Here is a 17868-nt window from a genome sequence, read left to right on the forward strand (position 1 = left end):
GATGGTCGTCGGCATCGCACATTATCTGACCGTATCGGCGATCCTGTTCACGCTCGGCGTGTTCGGCATCTTCCTGAACCGCAAGAACGTCATCGTCATCCTGATGTCGGTCGAGTTGATCCTGCTTGCGGTCAACATCAATTTCGTCGCCTTTTCGGCGGCTCTCGGCGACCTGGTCGGCCAGGTGTTCGCGCTGTTCGTGCTGACGGTCGCGGCGGCGGAGGCCGCCATCGGACTTGCCATTCTCGTCGTCTTCTTCCGCAACCGCGGCTCGATCGCGGTCGAAGACGTGAACATGATGAAGGGTTGACGGAACCACCATGTACCAGGCCATCGTCTTCCTTCCGCTGCTCGGCTTCCTGATCGTCGGCCTGTTCGGCACGTCGCTCGGCGCCAAGGCGTCCGAATACATCACCTCCGGCTTCCTGGTGATCGCGGCCGCGCTGTCGTGGGTTGCTTTCTTCACCGTCGGTTTCGGGCATGGCGAGGTGTTCACCGTGCCGGTGCTGCGCTGGATCCAGTCCGGCGGCCTGGAGGCGTCCTGGGCGCTCAGGATCGATACGCTGACGGTGGTCATGCTGGTGGTGGTCAACACCGTGTCGGCGCTGGTCCATATCTACTCGATCGGCTACATGCACCACGATCCGAACCGGCCGCGTTTCTTCGCCTATCTGTCGCTGTTCACCTTTGCCATGCTGATGCTGGTGACTGCCGACAACCTCGTGCAGATGTTCTTCGGTTGGGAAGGGGTGGGCCTGGCGTCCTACCTGCTGATCGGTTTCTGGTACAAGAAGCCCTCGGCCAACGCCGCGGCCATCAAGGCCTTCGTCGTCAACCGCGTCGGCGATTTCGGCTTCGCGCTCGGCATCTTCGGCGTGTTCGTGCTGTTCGGCTCGGTTAATCTCGGCACCATCTTCGCCAATGCGGCGACGTTCATCCCGGCTGAAGGCGCCCCGCAGGGCGCTCCGGTGCTGACCTTCCTCGGCCATGCGCTGGACAAGCAGGCGGCGATGACGATCGTCTGCCTGCTGCTGTTCATGGGCGCCATGGGCAAGTCGGCGCAGGTGCCGCTGCACACCTGGCTGCCGGATGCCATGGAAGGCCCGACGCCGGTCTCGGCGCTCATCCATGCCGCCACCATGGTGACGGCCGGCGTGTTCATGCTGGCGCGGCTGTCGCCGCTGTTCGAGCTGTCGCATTCGGCGCTGACGGTGGTGACCTTCATCGGCGCCTTCACCGCCTTCTTCGCGGCGACCGTCGGCCTCGTCCAGAACGACATCAAGCGCGTCATCGCCTATTCGACCTGCTCGCAACTTGGCTACATGTTCGTGGCGCTCGGCGTCGGCGCCTATGGCGCGGCGATCTTCCACCTGTTCACGCATGCCTTCTTCAAGGCGCTGCTGTTCCTCGGCTCGGGGTCGGTCATCCACGCGGTTTCCGACGAGCAGGACATGCGCAAGATGGGTGGCCTGAGGACGCTGATCCCGACCACTTATTGGATGATGGTAATCGGCACGCTGGCGCTGACCGGCGTCGGCATTCCGGTCACCGTCATCGGTACCGCCGGGTTCTTCTCCAAGGACGCCATCATCGAGACGGCCTTTGCCGGGCATAATTCCGTGGCGGGTCTCGCCTTCGTGCTTTTGGTGATCGCCGCCGGCTTCACCTCCTTCTATTCCTGGCGGCTGATCTTCATGACCTTCCACGGCAGGCCGCGCGCGAGCCATGAGGTGATGCACCATGTCCATGAATCGCCGCCGGTGATGCTGGTGCCGCTGTTCGTCCTGGCTGCGGGCGCGCTGTTTGCCGGCATCATCTTCCACGGTGCCTTCATCGGCGAGGGCTATGCCGAATTCTGGAAGGCGTCGCTGTTCACGCTGCCGGACAATCACATCCTGCACGACATCCACGAACTGCCGCTATGGGTCGAGCTGTCGCCGTTCATCGCCATGCTGATCGGCCTGGCGTTGGCGTGGAAGTTCTACATCCGGTCGCCGGAGGTGCCGGTCAACCTGGCCGCCCAGCATCGCGGGCTCTATGCCTTCCTGCTCAACAAATGGTATTTCGACGAGCTCTATGACTTCCTGTTCGTGCGGCCGGCCAAACGCCTCGGTTCCTTCCTGTGGAAGACCGGCGACGGCACCGTCATCGACGGTCTCGGGCCTGACGGCATCTCGGCACGCGTCGTCGATGTCACCAACCGCGTCGTCAAGCTGCAGACCGGCTATCTCTATCACTATGCCTTCGCCATGCTGATCGGCGTTGCCGCATTCGTCACCTGGATGATGCTCTGATGACCGCCTGGCCAATTCTGTCACTGGTCACCTTCCTGCCGCTGGTTGGTGTGCTGCTCATCCTGTTCATCAACGACGACAGCGAAAACGCACGCCGCAACATCCGCGCCATCGCGCTGCTGGCGACGACGTTCACCTTCATCGTCTCGCTGTTCATCTGGACCGGCTTCGACAACTCGCAAGCCGGCTTCCAGTTCGTCGAGAAGGTCGCCTGGCTCGATTCCGGCATCTCCTACCATATGGGCGTGGACGGCATTTCGATGCTGTTCGTCATCCTGACGACATTCCTGATGCCGCTCTGCATCCTGGCGTCGTGGGAAGCGATCGAGAAGCGCGTCAAGGCCTATATGATCGCCTTCCTGCTGCTCGAGACGCTGATGATCGGCGTGTTCTGCGCGCTCGACATCGTGCTGTTCTACGTCTTTTTCGAAGCCGGCCTGATCCCGATGTTCATCATCATCGGCGTCTGGGGCGGCAAGCGGCGCGTCTATGCCTCCTTCAAGTTCTTCCTCTACACGCTCGCCGGCTCGGTGCTGATGCTGCTCGCCATCATGGCGATGTTCTACCAGTCCGGCACGACCGATATCCCGACGCTGTTGACGCACAATTTCCCCGCCAACATGCAGACATGGCTGTGGCTCGCCTTCTTCGCCTCCTTCGCCGTGAAGATGCCGATGTGGCCGGTGCACACCTGGCTGCCGGATGCGCATGTCGAGGCGCCGACAGCCGGTTCGGTGATCCTGGCCGCCATTCTGCTGAAGATGGGCGGATACGGCTTCCTGCGGTTCTCCTTGCCGATGTTCCCGCTGGCATCCGAGATGTTCGCGCCGCTGGTCTTCGCGCTTTCGGTCGTCGCCATCATCTACACCTCCCTGGTGGCGCTGATGCAGGAGGACATGAAGAAGCTGATCGCCTATTCGTCGGTCGCCCATATGGGCTTCGTGACCATGGGCATCTTCGCCATGAACCAGGAAGGGGTGCAGGGCGCGATCTTCCAGATGCTCAGCCACGGCCTGGTCTCGGGCGCGCTGTTCCTGTGCGTGGGCGTCATCTATGACCGCATGCACACGCGTGAGATCGCCGCCTATGGCGGCCTGGTCAACAACATGCCGAAATACGCCACCGTGTTCCTGATCTTCACCATGGCCAATGTCGGCCTGCCGGGCACGTCAGGCTTCGTCGGCGAGTTCCTGACTATGCTGGGCGTGTTCCGGGTCAACACCTGGGTGGCGTTCTTCGCCGCCACAGGCGTCATCCTGTCGGCGGCCTACGCGCTTTGGCTCTACCGCCGGGTGATCTTCGGCGCGCTGACCAAAGACAGCCTCAAGGGCCTGCTCGACCTGTCGACACGCGAGAAGGCGATCATCTATCCGCTGGTCGTGCTGGTCATCTTCTTCGGCGTCTATCCCGCTCCCGTCTTCGACGCGACGGCCCAGTCGGTCAAGTCGCTCGTCACCAATGTCACCGCATCCATCGGCGCCGCGCAGACCGCGGCGGCGAACTGACCAGGGGTTTTGCGAACCATGACGCCGGACCTTCTCTCCAGCCTGTCGCTCTCGACGCCCGAGCTGATCCTTGCCATCGGCGCGCTCGCGCTGCTGATGGTCGGGGCCTACTCGCGCGCCAACACCGCCAACACCGTGACCGGCCTTGCCGTCGCCGTGCTGGTGATATCGGGCGCCTGGCTGATCTTCTCCACCGGGCAGGGCAGCGCCTATGGCAATGCCTTCATCCAGGATTCCTTCGCCCGCTTCATGAAGCTGCTGGCGCTGGTGGGCTCGGCGGTGACGTTGATCATGTCGATGCGCTTTGCCAAGGCGGAGCGGTTCGACAAGTTCGAATATCCGGTGCTGATCCTTCTGTGCACGCTCGGCATGATGCTGATGATCTCGGCCAACGGCATGATCGGGCTCTATCTCGGCCTCGAGCTGCAGTCGCTGGCGATCTATGTCTTGTGCGCGATCAACCGCGAGAATCTGCGCTCGACCGAGGCGGGCCTGAAGTACTTCGTCCTCGGCGCGCTGTCGTCGGGCATGCTGCTCTACGGTATCAGCCTGGTGTATGGCTATACCGGCAACACCGGCTTCCAGGAGATCGCGACGGCGCTGGGCGGCGGTGAGCGCCAGCTTGGCCTCGTCTTCGGCCTGGTCTTCGTGCTGGCCGGCCTCGCCTTCAAGATCTCGGCGGTGCCGTTCCACATGTGGACGCCCGACGTCTATGAGGGCGCGCCGACACCGGTGACGGCCTTCCTGGCGGCGGCACCCAAGATGGCGGCTATGGCGCTGATCGTGCGCGTCACCATGGGCGCGTTCAAGCCGATCGCTTCCGACTGGCAGCAGATCATCGTCTTCATCTCGATCGCTTCGATGGCGCTCGGCTCTTTCGCGGCGATCGGCCAGACCAACATCAAGCGCCTGATGGCCTATTCCTCGATCGGCCATATGGGCTACGCGCTGGTTGGCCTTGCCGCCAACAGCCAGGCCGGCGTGCGCGGCGTCGCAATCTACATGCTGATCTATCTGGTGATGACGCTCGGCACCTTCGCCTTCATCCTCGCCATGCGGCGCAAGGAAGGCAATGTCGAGCAGATCAGCGACCTGGCAGGCCTGTCCTCGACCAACCCGATCATGGCGACGATCCTGACCATCCTGATGTTCTCGCTGGCCGGCATCCCGCCGCTCGCCGGCTTCTGGGGGAAGTGGTACGTCTTTCTCGCCGCCATCAATGCCAACCTCTACGCGCTGGCGATCATCGGCGTGCTGGCCTCGGTAGTGGGCGCCTATTATTACCTGCGCATCATCAAGATCATGTGGTTCGACGAACCGGTCGGCGGCTTCGTGCCGATGGCCAGTGAATTGCGCCTCGTACTCGGTGTCTCCGGCGCTTTCGTGCTGTTTTATGTGCTGATCGGCGGGCCGATCGGCACCTATGCCGAAGCCGCCGCCAAGACATTTTTCTGACGGGATGGCATTTCGGCTGGCTCCAACCTCGGCGTCGGAAGGGTTCCGGCTGGAGGCGCATGACAGTGTCGGCTCCACCAATGCGCTGGCGCTGGATCATGCCCGGGCGGGCGACCCCGGTAGATTGTGGGTCGTTTCCAAGAAACAGGAAAGCGGGCGCGGGCGGCGCGGCCGCGTCTGGGCGACACCCGAGGGCAATCTGGCGGCGACGCTGCTCGTCCTCACCGGAGGCGAGCTTCGACTCGCCGCGACGCTTGGTTTCGTCGCCGGCCTGGCGCTGGCCGATGCGCTCGACGCCGTGGTGCCGAAGGGCCGGATCGCCATCGGCCTCGACGGCGGCAGCGAAGGCAAGAACCGTTTCGAGCTGAAATGGCCGAACGACGTGCTCGCCTCCGGCGCCAAGCTCGCCGGTATCTTGCTGGAATCGGCCATGCTGGACGGCGGCCGTTTCGCGGTGGCGGTCGGCATCGGCGTCAATGTTGTGGCATACCCTGAGGATTTGCCGTATCCCGCGACGTCGCTTCACGCATTGGGTGCGGCATGCGATGCCGAAACGCTGTTCCTGGCGCTGTCGGATGCCTGGAGCGAGAATGCCCGCCTGTGGGACGACGGGCGCGGACTTGCCGCCGTCAGGCGGCGCTGGCTGGCACGCGCGGCAGGGCTTGGCGGCGAGGTTGCTGTCAGAATTGACGGTAATGTGGTGCGCGGGGTGTTCGAGACCATTGACGAGGACTGCCGTTTCGTGATCCGCGACGATGAGGGCTCGGTTTTGACGATCGCCGCCGGCGATGTGCATTTCGGCGCGGTCGCATCCGCCCGGGCATAGTTTTGTTTTTGCGCAATTCCAGACGGAAAACCGTTACAGACTTTTCCCGGAATTGCTTCAATGGCTTGGCCTGAGGGCCAGGAAGGAAAAAATCATGGCGAAAGCGGAAAACGCCGAACTCGTCTTCGTGCCGCTGGGCGGCGTCGGCGAGATCGGTATGAACTTCGCTCTCTACGGCTATGGTCCGCCGAGCGCGCGCGAGTGGATCGTCATCGATGTCGGCGTCACCTTTCCCGACGCGGCGCATCCGGGCGTCGACCTGATCCTGCCCGACACGCGCTTCATCGAGGAGAACATCGCCAACCTGCGCGGCATCGTGATCACCCACGCGCATGAGGACCACTATGGCGCGCTGCTCGATATCTGGCCGAGGCTCAAGGCGCCGGTGTGGATGACGCCGTTCAGCGCCGGGCTGCTGGAAGCCAAGCGCCAGGGCGAGCAGGGCGCGCCGAAGATCCCGTTGACCATCTACCGCGCGGGCGAAAAATTCACCGTCGGTCCGTTCGAGTTCGAGGCGATCCCGGTCGCGCATTCGATACCCGAGCCGATGTCGCTGGCCATCACCTCGCCGGCGGGCACCGTCATCCACACCGGCGACTGGAAGATCGACCCGGCGCCGACGATCGGACCCAAGACCGACGAAGCGCGGTTCCGCGCCTATGGCGACAAGGGCGTGCTGGCGCTGGTCTGCGATTCGACCAATGCTATGCGCGAAGGCGAATCGCCATCGGAAGTCGCGGTCGGCGAGGGGCTGAAAGGGGTTATACAGGCCGCCAAGGGCCGCGTCGCCGTTACCACCTTCTCCTCCAATGTCGGCCGGATCGTTTCCATCGCCAAGGCGGCGCGGGATGCTGGCCGTCAGTGCCTGGTGCTCGGCCGCTCGCTGAAGCGCGTCATCGATGTCGCCGGCGAACTCGGTTACATGGACGGTCTGCCGGAGTTCATCGCCGAGGAGGATTTCGGCTTCATTCCGCGCGAAAACCTGGTCGTCATCTGCACCGGCAGCCAGGGCGAGCCGCTGGCAGCCCTTGCCAAGCTGTCGCGCGACGAGATGAAGTCGGTGTCGCTGACGGCCGGCGACACGGTGGTGTTTTCCTCGCGCACCATTCCCGGCAACGAGAAGGCGATCCTCGAAATCAAGAACCGCCTGGTCGATCTCGGCATCAAGATCATCGAGGACGGCGATGCGCTGGTGCATGTCTCCGGCCACCCGCGGCGCAGTGAATTGCGCAAGATGTATGAATGGGTACGGCCGCAGATCGGCGTCCCCGTGCATGGCGAGGCCGCGCATCTGGTGGCGCAGGGCTCGCTGATGTCGACGTCGGGCATCGGCCAGGTGGCGCAGGTGCGCGACGGCGACATGCTGCGGCTCGCTCCCGGCCCTGCCACGATCATCGACCAGGTGCCGTTCGGCCGCATCTACAAGGACGGCAGGTTGATCGGCACCGACCAGGCGATGGGCATTCGCGACCGTCGCAAACTGTCCTTTGCCGGCCATGTCGCGGTCAATGTGGTGCTGGACGAGAAGTACGAGCTCGCCGGCGATCCCGATCTGGTCGCAATCGGCGTTGCAGAGGCCGATGCCAGGGGCGAGACGCTGGAGGACCTGATGATCGATGCGGCAATCGGCGCGGTGGACTCAATCCCCCGTCAGCGCCGAAAAGACCTCGACCTGGTGCAGGAGGCGGTACGCCGTGCCGTACGCGGCGCCGCCAACGAAGCCTGGGGCAAGAAACCGCTGGTGACTGTATTCGTCACGCGGTGACGAATGGGGGAATAAGGCAGTAGGGGAGTAGGGAGAATGAGCCGTTGCTTTTCTTCTGTCTTGTTCCCTACTGCCTTACTCCCCTAAAGCGGAGCGCTCTATGCTTGGACGCCTGAATCATGTCGCGCTCGCGGTGCCGGATCTGGCCGCGGCTGTCGCTTCCTATCGCGACAGGCTCGGAGCCGAGGTCAGCGAACCGCAGGCGCTGCCGGGGCATGGCGTCACCGTGGTGTTCGTCAATGTCGGCAACACCAAGATCGAGTTGCTGGAGCCGCTCGGCGAGGGTTCGCCGATCGCGGCTTTCCTCGAGAAGAACCCGTCGGGCGGCATGCACCATCTTTGCTACGAGGTCGACGACATCCTTGCCGCGCGCGACCGGCTCCAGGCGGCCGGCGCCCGGGTGCTGGGCGACGGCAAGCCGAAGACAGGCGCGCATGGCAAGCCTGTGCTGTTCCTGCATCCGAAGGATTTCTTCGGCACGCTGATCGAACTGGAGCAATCATGAGCTGGGTTTCGTTCACCGCACTGTTCTTCGCGACCTGGTGGGTGGTGCTGTTTGCCGTTCTGCCGTTCAGCGTCAGGACGCAGGATGACGATCGTGACGTGACGCTGGGCACGGTGCCGAGCGCGCCGCGCGGACCGCATATGCTGCGTGCGGTGATCCGCACCACCGTCGCCACGGCGGTGCTCATGGGCATTTTCTACGGCCTGACGCACGGGCTGGGATACAGCCTCAACGACATCCCGCACATCGTGCCGGAATTCGGCCAGGCCACGGCAAAATAGCAGCATTCAAACCGGGCTTTTGCGCTTCGGGCGAGGTCGCGCCGCCATTCGGCGCCGGCGCATGCGTTCAGGCTTCAAAAGTCATGACGCGGGGGTAAGGTGGTTTGGCAACGCATTGCGCTAAGCAGATGATTGCACAAAAAAAATGCAAGGCACAAGGCCTTGCAATTTAAACGCGTCCGATCTGTTTCCGGTTTCCGGCGGCAGCGAGTAACCGCGCCTAGATCGCATCCTCCCAAGACTTTGACCGCGTAGGAGAACAGATTTTTCTCTGCTCTCTCGGTTATCGGGGCACATTAGCCCAACGGAAATGAAAATGTCACGAAGAATTTTGCCTTGAAACGGGCATTCTCGTGCTGCACTGCACAATAGTGTGGCAGCCTTTGCTTGGGAAACCATCAGCAGGGTGTTTCATGCAACCGTGGCTCCTTCGATCGTCCAGCATTCGCGGCGCGCGCGAGGGGTGCTCAAAACCTTTTCCTTCCGCGCGCCACGCCGTTCGTAAGCTGAATTTCCGATTTCCGGGTCGATGCGTCCGGGTTCCCATTGCGCCATGAAATGGCTATGAAGCCGGGGCAAGCAAGCCTGCGTCGCACCGATTCTGGCGCGGCCTCCTCATTCACGGACCAGTCCATGCGTTTGTCGCGCTATTTCCTGCCCATCCTCAAAGAGAATCCGCGCGAGGCGGAGATCGTCTCGCATCGGCTGATGCTGCGCGCCGGCATGATCCGCCAGCAGGGGCAGGGCAGTTTTTCCTGGCTGCCGCTGGGCAAGCGGGTCCTGGACAAGGTCTGCCAGATCATCCGCGAGGAGCAGAACCGCGCCGGCGCGCTGGAAATCCTGATGCCGACCATCCAGTCGGCCGATCTGTGGCGCGAAAGCGGCCGCTATAACGACTATGGCAAGGAGATGCTGCGCATCAAGGACCGCCAGGACCGCGACATGCTCTATGGGCCGACCAACGAGGAAATGGTCACCGAGATCTTCCGCGCCTATGTTAAGTCCTACAAGGATCTGCCGCTCAACCTCTACCATATCCAGTGGAAGTTCCGCGACGAGGTGCGGCCGCGCTTCGGCGTCATGCGCAGCCGGGAATTCCTGATGAAGGATGCCTACTCCTTCGACCTCGACTTCGAAGGCGCGAGAGCCGCTTACAACAGGATGTTCGTGTCCTATCTCCGGACCTTCACCCGCATGGGGCTACAGGCGATCCCGATGCGGGCCGACACCGGCCCGATCGGCGGCGATCTCAGCCATGAATTCATCATCCTGGCCGATACCGGCGAGAGCCAGGTGTTCTGCCATCGCGATTATCTGTCGCTCGGCGTGCCCGGAGCCGACACCGATTTCTCCAACGACGCCGAGATATCAGGCATCGTCAAGACCTGGACGACGCCTTACGCGGCCACCGACGAAATGCATGACGAAGCGGCCTGGGCTGAGGTTCCCGACAGCGACAAGGTTTCGGCGCGCGGCATCGAGGTCGGCCATATCTTCCATTTCGGCGAGAAATACTCCAAGCCGATGGGTGCCAAGGTGACCGGGCCCGACGGCAAGGATCATTTCGCCTCCGGCGGCTCCTACGGCATCGGCCCGTCGCGGCTGGTGGCGGCGATCATCGAGGCCAGCCATGACGAGAACGGCATCATCTGGCCGGAAGCGGTGGCGCCGTTCGATATCGGCCTGATCAACATGAAGGTGGGCGACGCCGACTGCGACCGCGTCTGCGATGAGCTCAACGCAGCTTTCACCGCCGCCGGCAAGGATGTGCTCTATGACGACACCGACCAGCGGCCGGGCGGCAAGTTCGCCACCGCCGACCTGATCGGCCTGCCCTGGCAGGTGATCGTCGGACCGCGCGGCGTGGCCGCCGGCGAGGTCGAGATCAAGAACCGCAAGACCGGCGAGCGCGTGACGCTGCCGATCGCCGATGCGAAAAAACGCTTCGGTGCCGCCGCATGAGCGAGGCGGCGGCAGCGAGACCGGCAGGCGCCGGACCGTTTTCCATCTTCGAACGCACGGTGGCGTGGCGCTATCTGCGCTCGCGACGCAAGGAGACGGTGATCTCGGTCATCGCCTCGATCTCCTTCCTCGGCATCATGCTGGGCGTGGCGACGCTGATCGTGGTGATGGCCGTCATGAACGGGTTCAGAGCCGAGCTGCTCACCCGCATTCTCGGCGTCAACGGCCATCTGATCGTGCAGCCGCTGGATTCGCCGCTTGAGGACTATGCGCAGGTCGCCGGCCGCATCAACGGCGTGGCCGGCGTGAAATACGCCATTCCGCTGATCGACGGCCAGGTGCTGGCGCAAGGCAATATCGGCGGCGGCTCGGGCGCGCTGGTACGCGGCATCAGGGGCGAAGACCTTGAAAAGATCGCCATCGTCGCCAGCAATATCAAGCAAGGCTCGATCGCTGATTTCGACACGGGCGAGGGGGTCGCCATCGGCAAGCGCATGGCGGAGAATCTCGGCCTGGCGCTCGGCGATACGATCACGCTGATCTCGCCGGACGGCGACGTGACGCCGCTCGGCACGACGCCGCGCATGAAGGGCTACAAGATCGCGGCAATCTTCGAAGTCGGCATGTCGGAATATGACGCCTCCATCGTCTACATGCCTTTTTCGGAGGCGCAGCTCTATTTCAACATGGATGGGCGAGCCCAGACGATCGAGATCTATGTCGACAATCCCGATGACGTCGACGCGCTGAAACCGAAGGTGGAAGAGGCGGCGCAGCGACCCATCGACCTCGTCGACTGGCGGCAGCGCAACGAGACCTTCTTTTCCGCCCTGCAGGTGGAGCGCAACGTCATGTTCATGATCCTGACCCTGATCGTTCTGGTGGCGGCGCTCAACATCATCTCCGGGCTGGTCATGCTGGTGAAGGACAAGGGGCACGACATCGCCATCCTGCGCACCATGGGCGCCTCGCGCGGCGCCATCCTGCGCATCTTCCTCATGACGGGCGCGGCGATCGGCGTCACCGGCACCATCGCCGGCGTGCTGCTCGGCGTGGTCATCTGCCTCAACATCGAATCGATCCGCGAGTTCTTCTCCTGGATGACCGGCAAGGTGCTGTTCAATCCGGAGCTCTATTTCCTCAGCCAGTTGCCGGCGAAAATGGATCCGCGCGAGACGACCTATGTCGTCATCATGGCGCTCGGCCTGTCCTTCCTGGCGACGTTGTTTCCAGCATGGCGGGCGGCCCGCCTCGATCCGGTCGAAGCGCTGAGGTACGAGTGATGGCGCAGGCCATTATCGAGTTGAAGAGCGTCGAGCGGCACTATGTCCAGGGGCCGCGCAAGCTCACCATCCTGAACGGCGCGGACTTCTCGCTGAAGCGCGGCGAGATGGTGGCGCTGGTGGCGCCGTCCGGCACCGGCAAATCGACGCTGCTGCATACGGCAGGGCTCCTGGAACGGCCCGATGCCGGCGACGTGATTCTCTCCGGCCGGGCCTGCGGCCGGCTATCGGACGACGAGCGCACCTCGATCCGCCGCAACGATGTCGGCTTCGTCTACCAGTTCCACCACCTGCTGCCGGAGTTTTCGGCGCTGGAAAACATCATGATGCCGCAGCTCATCAAAGGGTTGCCGCGCAAGGAGGCGGCCGAGCGCGCGGCGCAGCTACTCGACTACATGCAGATCGGCAAGCGCGCATCGCACCGGCCGTCCGAACTGTCGGGCGGCGAGCAGCAGCGCGTGGCAATCGCACGCGCGGTCGCCAATGCGCCGCTGGTGCTGCTGGCGGACGAGCCCACCGGCAATCTCGACCCGGTGACCGCTTCCTATGTGTTCGAGGCGCTGGAGGCATTGGTGCGACAATCGGGCCTCGCGGCGCTGATTGCCACCCATAATCACCAGCTGGCAGAGCGCATGGACCGGCGCGTCACCCTGGCAGAGGGCAAGGTGGTGCCGCTCTAAGGGCACCTCGATGTCCGCTGCGAGATTGGGTCCAACCTTAACAACGTCCAGCGAGATTTCCGCGAGTTTGGTTTACCGTCAGGGATGCTGATCTCTCCGGGAGTCCCTCAGGATCAGAACCGCCAATGAGCCTTCAGTGCGATCAGGGTGGATGAGATCGCGATCATCCCCAGGATGAGCAGCCAGGTTACAAAGTTGCGCGAGAGGCGCCACCGGCGGCCTTGTCTCATGCGCTTTCGCCAGCGATCAGCTTGATTGGCGCCTTCGTGTTGCCCCACGTCCATCACTCGGTAGCCGTACAGCTTACCCACTATTGTCTCGACTAGGATTGAGTGCAAGCAGGCGCTCATCCCATACGCCAAGGGACGACAGCGTCGCCGACATCTTCCTGACCTGTTGATGGTCCCGCGCCATCAACCTTTTCTTAACCGTGCCGGTTTGATCGCTCGAAAATTCCGGCTGCGGACGATTCTGCTCGTTGACCTTGAAACAAAATTAGAACAAATTGCGAACATATCAACAACAGGAGAGAGTTATGACCGATCTGGTTCAGGATGTCGTCTCGCTGGTTTGCATGAGCACCTTCCTCATTTCCATGGCGATCTGGATCGGAGCCATGTGAGGTGACGGTGTCTGCCGTCGCCGTTACGGCGGACGAAAGTCCGCTTTGCCGTTAAGCCTTTCTTGCCGCCATGGCGCTAGGGTATCGCTCCTGAAAGCAGGAGCGCCGCGTGTCGCCCATCGTCACCGCCTTCCTCGTGGCCAGCAATCTCGGGCTGATTTTTCTCCTGATGAGCGTGCCGCTTGGTTTGCGCACCATCAGGCTCAGCCGCACGGTCGCGGCCGACCGGCAGCGCCTGTGGCAGGCGCTGTGGCCGCTCGGGAGCAATGCCGGCTGGTCCGGCGAAATCCTCTCGGCGGAGATGCTGGCTGAGGGACTGGTCCGCACCAGGATGTCCTGGGAGGGCCGGGACGGCCAGCCGATCGAACGCAAGGCCCTGCTCGAGAATGTCGTGCACGGCAGGTGCTTTTCGATGCGCGTCATCGAGGACGCGGCGCTCGACCCGTCTTTCTGGGCGCATTATCGGGAAACCGCGCAGTTGGTCTCGATTGGCGGGGCCACCCGGGTGACGCTCACCCAGACCGACCGTTACCGCGGCATGGCATTCCTGGTGTTCCGCTATTTCGCCATGCGCCGCGAACTCGCCAAGCTGGATGGCTGGGCCAGGACAGGGCGGTATCGCAAGGGCGGCTGGTTCGAACATCCGCTGAGCCAGCTCGGCTTCGCCGCTCTCTCGGCATTCATCCTGTGGCCGTTCTTCGGGCTTCACCGCGGCGGGCTGGCGCTGGCCGCGATCCTGACTTCCGTTGTCGCCCTGCACGAGCTCGGCCACATGGCGGCATTCCGCCTGATGGGCCATCGCAGGGCGCGCATGATCTTCATCCCGCTCCTCGGCGGCGTCGCCATTGGCGGCCGGCCCTATGACAGCCGTTTCGAAGTGGCGTTCGTGGCGCTGATGGGCGCCGGGTTCTCTGCTTTCCTGGTGCCGTTGGCGATGATGGGCAGTACGTTTGCAAGCGCGGAAGGGCACTGGCTTACCGCGACATTGCTGGCGACACTGGCGGGCTGTGCTGCCCTGTTCAACATCGCCAATCTGGTGCCGGTGTGGAAATTCGATGGCGGCCAGGTGCTGCGCCAGATCTGCCCGGGGCCGGTCGCACTGGCGCTGGCCTCCTTCTTCCTGCTCTCGGCTTTCCTGGCGCTTGGCTGGCAGGCCGGCTTTTCCATTGGCTTTCTGCTCGCGGCCGGCGCGGTCTTTGCAATCCTCAGCCTTCTGACAGCGGGCAGCGGGGTGAAGCCGCGCCACGAACTGAAGCCGATCCGGACAGCCGACCGTTTCGTCATCGCCGGGGCGCTGCTGGCGGTGTTCGTCATCCACGGCTATGGAGTGCTCTGGGCGTCGGCACGGCTGATCTGAGCTGTCCGGGAAGCGTTCAGCCGGCCTCGCGGACTGTTACCAACGGCAAGGCCGTAGCCGGGCCGAAGACATCCTCGAACGCTGATTTCAGCGCCAGATCGAGATCGGCCATCGTCACCGGCAGCCCGAGATCGACGAGGCTGGTGACGCCGTGGTCCTGCACGCCGCACGGCACGATACCGCTGAAATGGCCGAGGTCCGGCTCGACATTGATGGCGATGCCGTGAAAACTCACCCAGCGCCTGAGCCGAATACCGATGGCGGCGATCTTGTCTTCGGCGGCAGAGCCGTCCGGCAGGGCAGGGCGATCGGGCCGCACCACCCAGACGCCGACGCGATCCTCACGGCGCTCGCCATTGACGTTGAAGGCGGCGAGCGTGCCGATGATCCATTGTTCGAGGGCGGCGACGAAGGCGCGCACATCCTCGCGGCGGCGTTTCAGGTCGAGCATGACGTAGGCGACGCGCTGGCCCGGCCCATGATAGGTGTATTCGCCGCCGCGGCCGGCCGAAAACACCGGGAACCGGTTGGCGTCGATCAGGTCCTCGCTGCGCGCACTGGTGCCGGCGGTATAGAGGGGCGGATGCTCGACCAGCCAGACCATCTCGCCGGCGGCTCCGCTGCGGATCGCTTCGGCGCGAGCCTCCATGAAGGCGAGCGCCTCAGGGTAGGCGGTGAGGCCGGGCTCGATCGCCCATTCGACGGGCGCCGAACCGGGCAAAGGCAGGAACGACGTGGCGATCTGGCTGCGTTCTGGCATGGGGTGTCTCTTGTTGTACTCCATATGGCGATATCGGGCCGAAACGTCCAGTTCGCGGTGCATTTTGGCGCTTTGATCCGTTATGGCAATTCCCAGCGATTAAATGCTCGGGGCGCACTTGTTTCGCCGGAAACGATTTGCTACACGCCGCGAGCCGGTCGGTTCCGGCTCCTACCACGTGCGGTCGTGGCGGAATTGGTAGACGCGCAGCGTTGAGGTCGCTGTGGGGCAACCCGTGGAAGTTCGAGTCTTCTCGACCGCACCATTCTCTCTTTCCAGAATCTCATTTGAAGCGGCACCTCCAGCCCTACGGGCACCGCGCATTTCGTTTGATATTCCCGCGCGTTACGCCAGTTTCTTTTTGAGCGTCGGATTTTCCCGAAACCGGTTTCCACTTTCGGGTCCGATGTTCTAGACCTGAGACGCACCTTTTCCAGGATTGCAATGGCGGGAGGCGCTGGTGGAAGGCCAGGACGAACGGACGACCGGCGCTGGGATCGCTGACGAACACCACGCCGACATCTACGGTGAGGACGGCGCTGTCCTTTCGTCCTTTCTCGCCCAGATCGGCGCGGCGATCGCCGACCGCGATACGCTCACGCTCAAGCGTGAGGTCGACGACCTGCACCAGTCGGAAATGGGCGACCTGATCGAGGCGCTGCATCCCGACCAGCGGCGCGCCCTTGTCGAGCTTTTGGGGGCCGACTTCGATTTTTCCGCGCTGACCGAGGTCGACGAGGCGATCCGCATGGACATCGTCGACAATCTGCCCAACGCGCAGATTGCCCAGGCGGTGCAGGAACTCGATTCCGACGACGCTGTCTACATCCTCGAGGACCTCGAACCGGAGGACCAGGACGAGATCCTGTCGCAGCTGCCGTTTACCGAGCGCATCAGGCTGCGCCGCTCGCTCGACTACCCCGAGGAGACCGCCGGGCGGCGCATGCAGACGGAGTTCGTCGCGGTGCCGCCGTTCTGGACGGTCGGCCAGACCATCGACTACATGCGCGAGGACAAGAACCTTCCCGACCGCTTCAGCCAGATCTTCGTCATCGACCCGAGCTTCAAGCTGCTTGGCGCCATAGACCTCGACCAGATCCTGCGCACCAAGCGCTCGGTCAAGGTCGAGGAGGTCATGCATGAGACGCGGCATGCCATTCCGGCCACGATGGACCAGGAAGAGGCCGCGCGGGAGTTCGAGCAATATGACCTTCTGTCGGCCGCCGTCGTCGACGAGAACGAGCGGCTGGTCGGCGTGCTGACCATCGACGACGTCGTCGACGTTATCCAGCAGGAAGCCGAGGAAGATCTCCTGCGCATGGGCGGCGTCGGCGACGAAGAGCTTTCCGACAGCATCTTTTCGACCTCGCGTTCGCGTGTTCCATGGCTGCTTGTCAATCTCCTGACCGCCTTCCTCGCGGCATCGGTGATCGGCCTGTTCGACCACACGATCGAGCGCATCGTGGCGCTTGCCGTGCTGATGCCGATCGTGGCCGGCATGGGCGGCAATGCCGGCTCGCAGACCATGACCGTTACCGTGCGGGCGCTGGCGACAAGGGATCTCGACATCTACAATGCCGGTCGCATTATCCGTCGCGAGATGGGCGTCGGTTTCATCAACGGCATCGTTTTCGCCATACTGATCGGCATCGTCGCCGCCGTCTGGTTCCGCGATGCCAATCTCGGAGGCATCATCGCCGCGGCCATGATCATCAACATGTTCGTTGCGGCTCTTGCCGGCATCCTGATCCCGCTGCTGCTCGACCGCTTCAAGGTCGATCCTGCGGTCGCTTCGGCGGTCTTCGTCACCACGGTCACCGATGTCGTTGGTTTCTTCGCCTTTCTCGGCCTTGCCACGTGGTGGTTCGGAGTCCGTTGATTCGGCTCAATTGACTTTTACGTAAATGCCGTGCGAGGCTCGGCGACAGGCAGACTGCGGCCGATTCCGGCAGGTCTGGGGCGGACGGAGAGCAGCAATCGCCAATCTCCGGCTATGGGGTGAGAATGCGGGAATATTATTCGATCACCGAGCTGACGCGCGAATTCGACGTGTCGACGCGGACGTTGCGCTTCTACGAGGACGAGGGGCTGGTGCAGCCGGTGCGGCGGGGCCGCACGCGGCTGTTTCGTCCATCCGACCGACACCTGATCCGGCAGATCATGCGCGGAAAACGGCTCGGCTTCTCGATCAACGAGATCCGCGAAATCATCCAGATGTACAAGGAGCCGCCCGGCGAGGTCGGCCAGCTGAAGCTGATGATCAAGCGCATCGAGGAAAAGCGCGAGGATCTGAGGCAAAAGCGTCGCGACCTCGAGGAGACATTGGCCGAACTCGATCAGGCCGAGGAATCCTGCGTCGAGCGGCTGGTCGAGCTGGGCGTGAACACGTAGCGGCCTTCCCGGGCACTTCTCTCCGTATAATGACCGGAGAAGGGGGCTGGCCGTAACCTCGGCCTCCTTCCTGCAACATTGGCGATTGGCGAAACCGCCGATGACAGCGCTCCTCTCCCCGTCACTATACGGGAGAGGATGCCGGTCGGCAGGTGAGGGACGGCGCCGACGTCGACAATTTG

At 63.2% G+C, this 17868-nt stretch carries 16 protein-coding genes and 1 tRNA gene; 15 read left to right on the forward strand and 2 right to left on the reverse strand.

What is annotated here, in order from left to right:
* The first annotated feature begins 1 nt into the window (after position 1).
* The 11 genes from nuoK to FJ964_RS27820 all read left to right on the forward strand — a co-directional run bounded on the left by nuoK (position 2) and on the right by FJ964_RS27820 (position 12556).
* Positions 2 to 310, forward strand: a complete 309-nt coding sequence (gene nuoK / locus FJ964_RS27770; protein WP_019858930.1) for an NADH-quinone oxidoreductase subunit NuoK — start codon at positions 2 to 4, stop codon at positions 308 to 310.
* Positions 311 to 320: 10 nt separating this feature from the next.
* Positions 321 to 2294: an NADH-quinone oxidoreductase subunit L gene (gene nuoL, locus FJ964_RS27775; RefSeq protein WP_140553635.1), complete on the forward strand. Its 1974-nt coding sequence runs from the start codon at positions 321 to 323 to the stop codon at positions 2292 to 2294.
* On the forward strand, positions 2294 to 3799 hold the full coding sequence (locus FJ964_RS27780) for an NADH-quinone oxidoreductase subunit M (protein WP_140553637.1): 1506 nt from the start codon (positions 2294 to 2296) through the stop codon (positions 3797 to 3799). Before nuoL ends, FJ964_RS27780 begins: the two co-directional genes overlap by 1 nt.
* Before the next feature lie 18 nt (positions 3800 to 3817).
* A complete protein-coding gene (nuoN, locus tag FJ964_RS27785) occupies positions 3818 to 5254 on the forward strand; it encodes an NADH-quinone oxidoreductase subunit NuoN (RefSeq protein WP_140553638.1) in 1437 nt (478 codons plus the stop codon).
* Between the two features lie 4 nt (positions 5255 to 5258).
* A complete protein-coding gene (locus FJ964_RS27790) occupies positions 5259 to 6080 on the forward strand; it encodes a biotin--[acetyl-CoA-carboxylase] ligase (RefSeq protein WP_140553640.1) in 822 nt (273 codons plus the stop codon).
* A 94-nt stretch (positions 6081 to 6174) separates the two neighbouring features.
* Positions 6175 to 7845: a ribonuclease J gene (locus FJ964_RS27795; RefSeq protein ID WP_140553642.1), complete on the forward strand. Its 1671-nt coding sequence runs from the start codon at positions 6175 to 6177 to the stop codon at positions 7843 to 7845.
* A 100-nt stretch (positions 7846 to 7945) separates the two neighbouring features.
* A complete protein-coding gene (gene mce / locus FJ964_RS27800) occupies positions 7946 to 8350 on the forward strand; it encodes a methylmalonyl-CoA epimerase (RefSeq protein ID WP_140553643.1) in 405 nt (134 codons plus the stop codon).
* Positions 8347 to 8631, forward strand: coding sequence for a DUF1467 family protein (locus tag FJ964_RS27805; protein ID WP_140495592.1), 285 nt, complete (start codon positions 8347 to 8349; stop codon positions 8629 to 8631). Before mce ends, FJ964_RS27805 begins: the two co-directional genes overlap by 4 nt.
* Before the next feature lie 633 nt (positions 8632 to 9264).
* Positions 9265 to 10593 (forward strand): proline--tRNA ligase, encoded by a 1329-nt coding sequence (gene proS, locus FJ964_RS27810; protein ID WP_140553645.1) that lies wholly within the window; start codon positions 9265 to 9267, stop codon positions 10591 to 10593.
* On the forward strand, positions 10590 to 11876 hold the full coding sequence (locus FJ964_RS27815; protein ID WP_140553647.1) for a lipoprotein-releasing ABC transporter permease subunit: 1287 nt from the start codon (positions 10590 to 10592) through the stop codon (positions 11874 to 11876). Before proS ends, FJ964_RS27815 begins: the two co-directional genes overlap by 4 nt.
* Positions 11873 to 12556, forward strand: a complete 684-nt coding sequence (locus tag FJ964_RS27820) for an ABC transporter ATP-binding protein (RefSeq protein WP_181172638.1) — start codon at positions 11873 to 11875, stop codon at positions 12554 to 12556. The genes FJ964_RS27815 and FJ964_RS27820 overlap by 4 nt, the downstream gene beginning before the upstream one ends.
* A gap of 113 nt (positions 12557 to 12669) precedes the next feature.
* Here FJ964_RS27820 and FJ964_RS27825 read toward each other — a convergent pair whose 3' ends face one another.
* On the reverse strand, positions 12670 to 12867 hold the full coding sequence (locus tag FJ964_RS27825; RefSeq protein WP_140553650.1) for a hypothetical protein: 198 nt from the start codon (positions 12865 to 12867) through the stop codon (positions 12670 to 12672).
* A 420-nt stretch (positions 12868 to 13287) separates the two neighbouring features.
* On the opposite strand from FJ964_RS27825, the gene FJ964_RS27830 reads away from it, so the two are divergent.
* Positions 13288 to 14535, forward strand: coding sequence for a site-2 protease family protein (locus FJ964_RS27830; RefSeq protein ID WP_140553652.1), 1248 nt, complete (start codon positions 13288 to 13290; stop codon positions 14533 to 14535).
* A gap of 16 nt (positions 14536 to 14551) precedes the next feature.
* Here FJ964_RS27830 and lipB read toward each other — a convergent pair whose 3' ends face one another.
* Complete coding sequence (gene lipB / locus FJ964_RS27835) at positions 14552 to 15295, reverse strand: lipoyl(octanoyl) transferase LipB (RefSeq protein ID WP_140553653.1); 744 nt, start codon at positions 15293 to 15295, stop codon at positions 14552 to 14554.
* Positions 15296 to 15475: 180 nt separating this feature from the next.
* Here lipB and FJ964_RS27840 point away from each other — a divergent pair.
* The 3 genes from FJ964_RS27840 to FJ964_RS27850 all read left to right on the forward strand — a co-directional run bounded on the left by FJ964_RS27840 (position 15476) and on the right by FJ964_RS27850 (position 17686).
* Positions 15476 to 15560: transfer RNA gene (locus FJ964_RS27840), tRNA-Leu, on the forward strand.
* A 195-nt stretch (positions 15561 to 15755) separates the two neighbouring features.
* Complete coding sequence (gene mgtE, locus FJ964_RS27845; protein ID WP_140553655.1) at positions 15756 to 17174, forward strand: magnesium transporter; 1419 nt, start codon at positions 15756 to 15758, stop codon at positions 17172 to 17174.
* 125 nt (positions 17175 to 17299) lie between these two features.
* Entirely contained in the window at positions 17300 to 17686 is a 387-nt protein-coding gene (locus FJ964_RS27850) for a MerR family DNA-binding transcriptional regulator (protein ID WP_006203215.1), read from the forward strand.
* The last annotated feature ends 182 nt before the right edge of the window (positions 17687 to 17868 follow it).

The organism is Mesorhizobium sp. B2-3-2 (genome assembly GCF_006442295.1).
Taxonomy (GTDB): domain Bacteria; phylum Pseudomonadota; class Alphaproteobacteria; order Rhizobiales; family Rhizobiaceae; genus Mesorhizobium.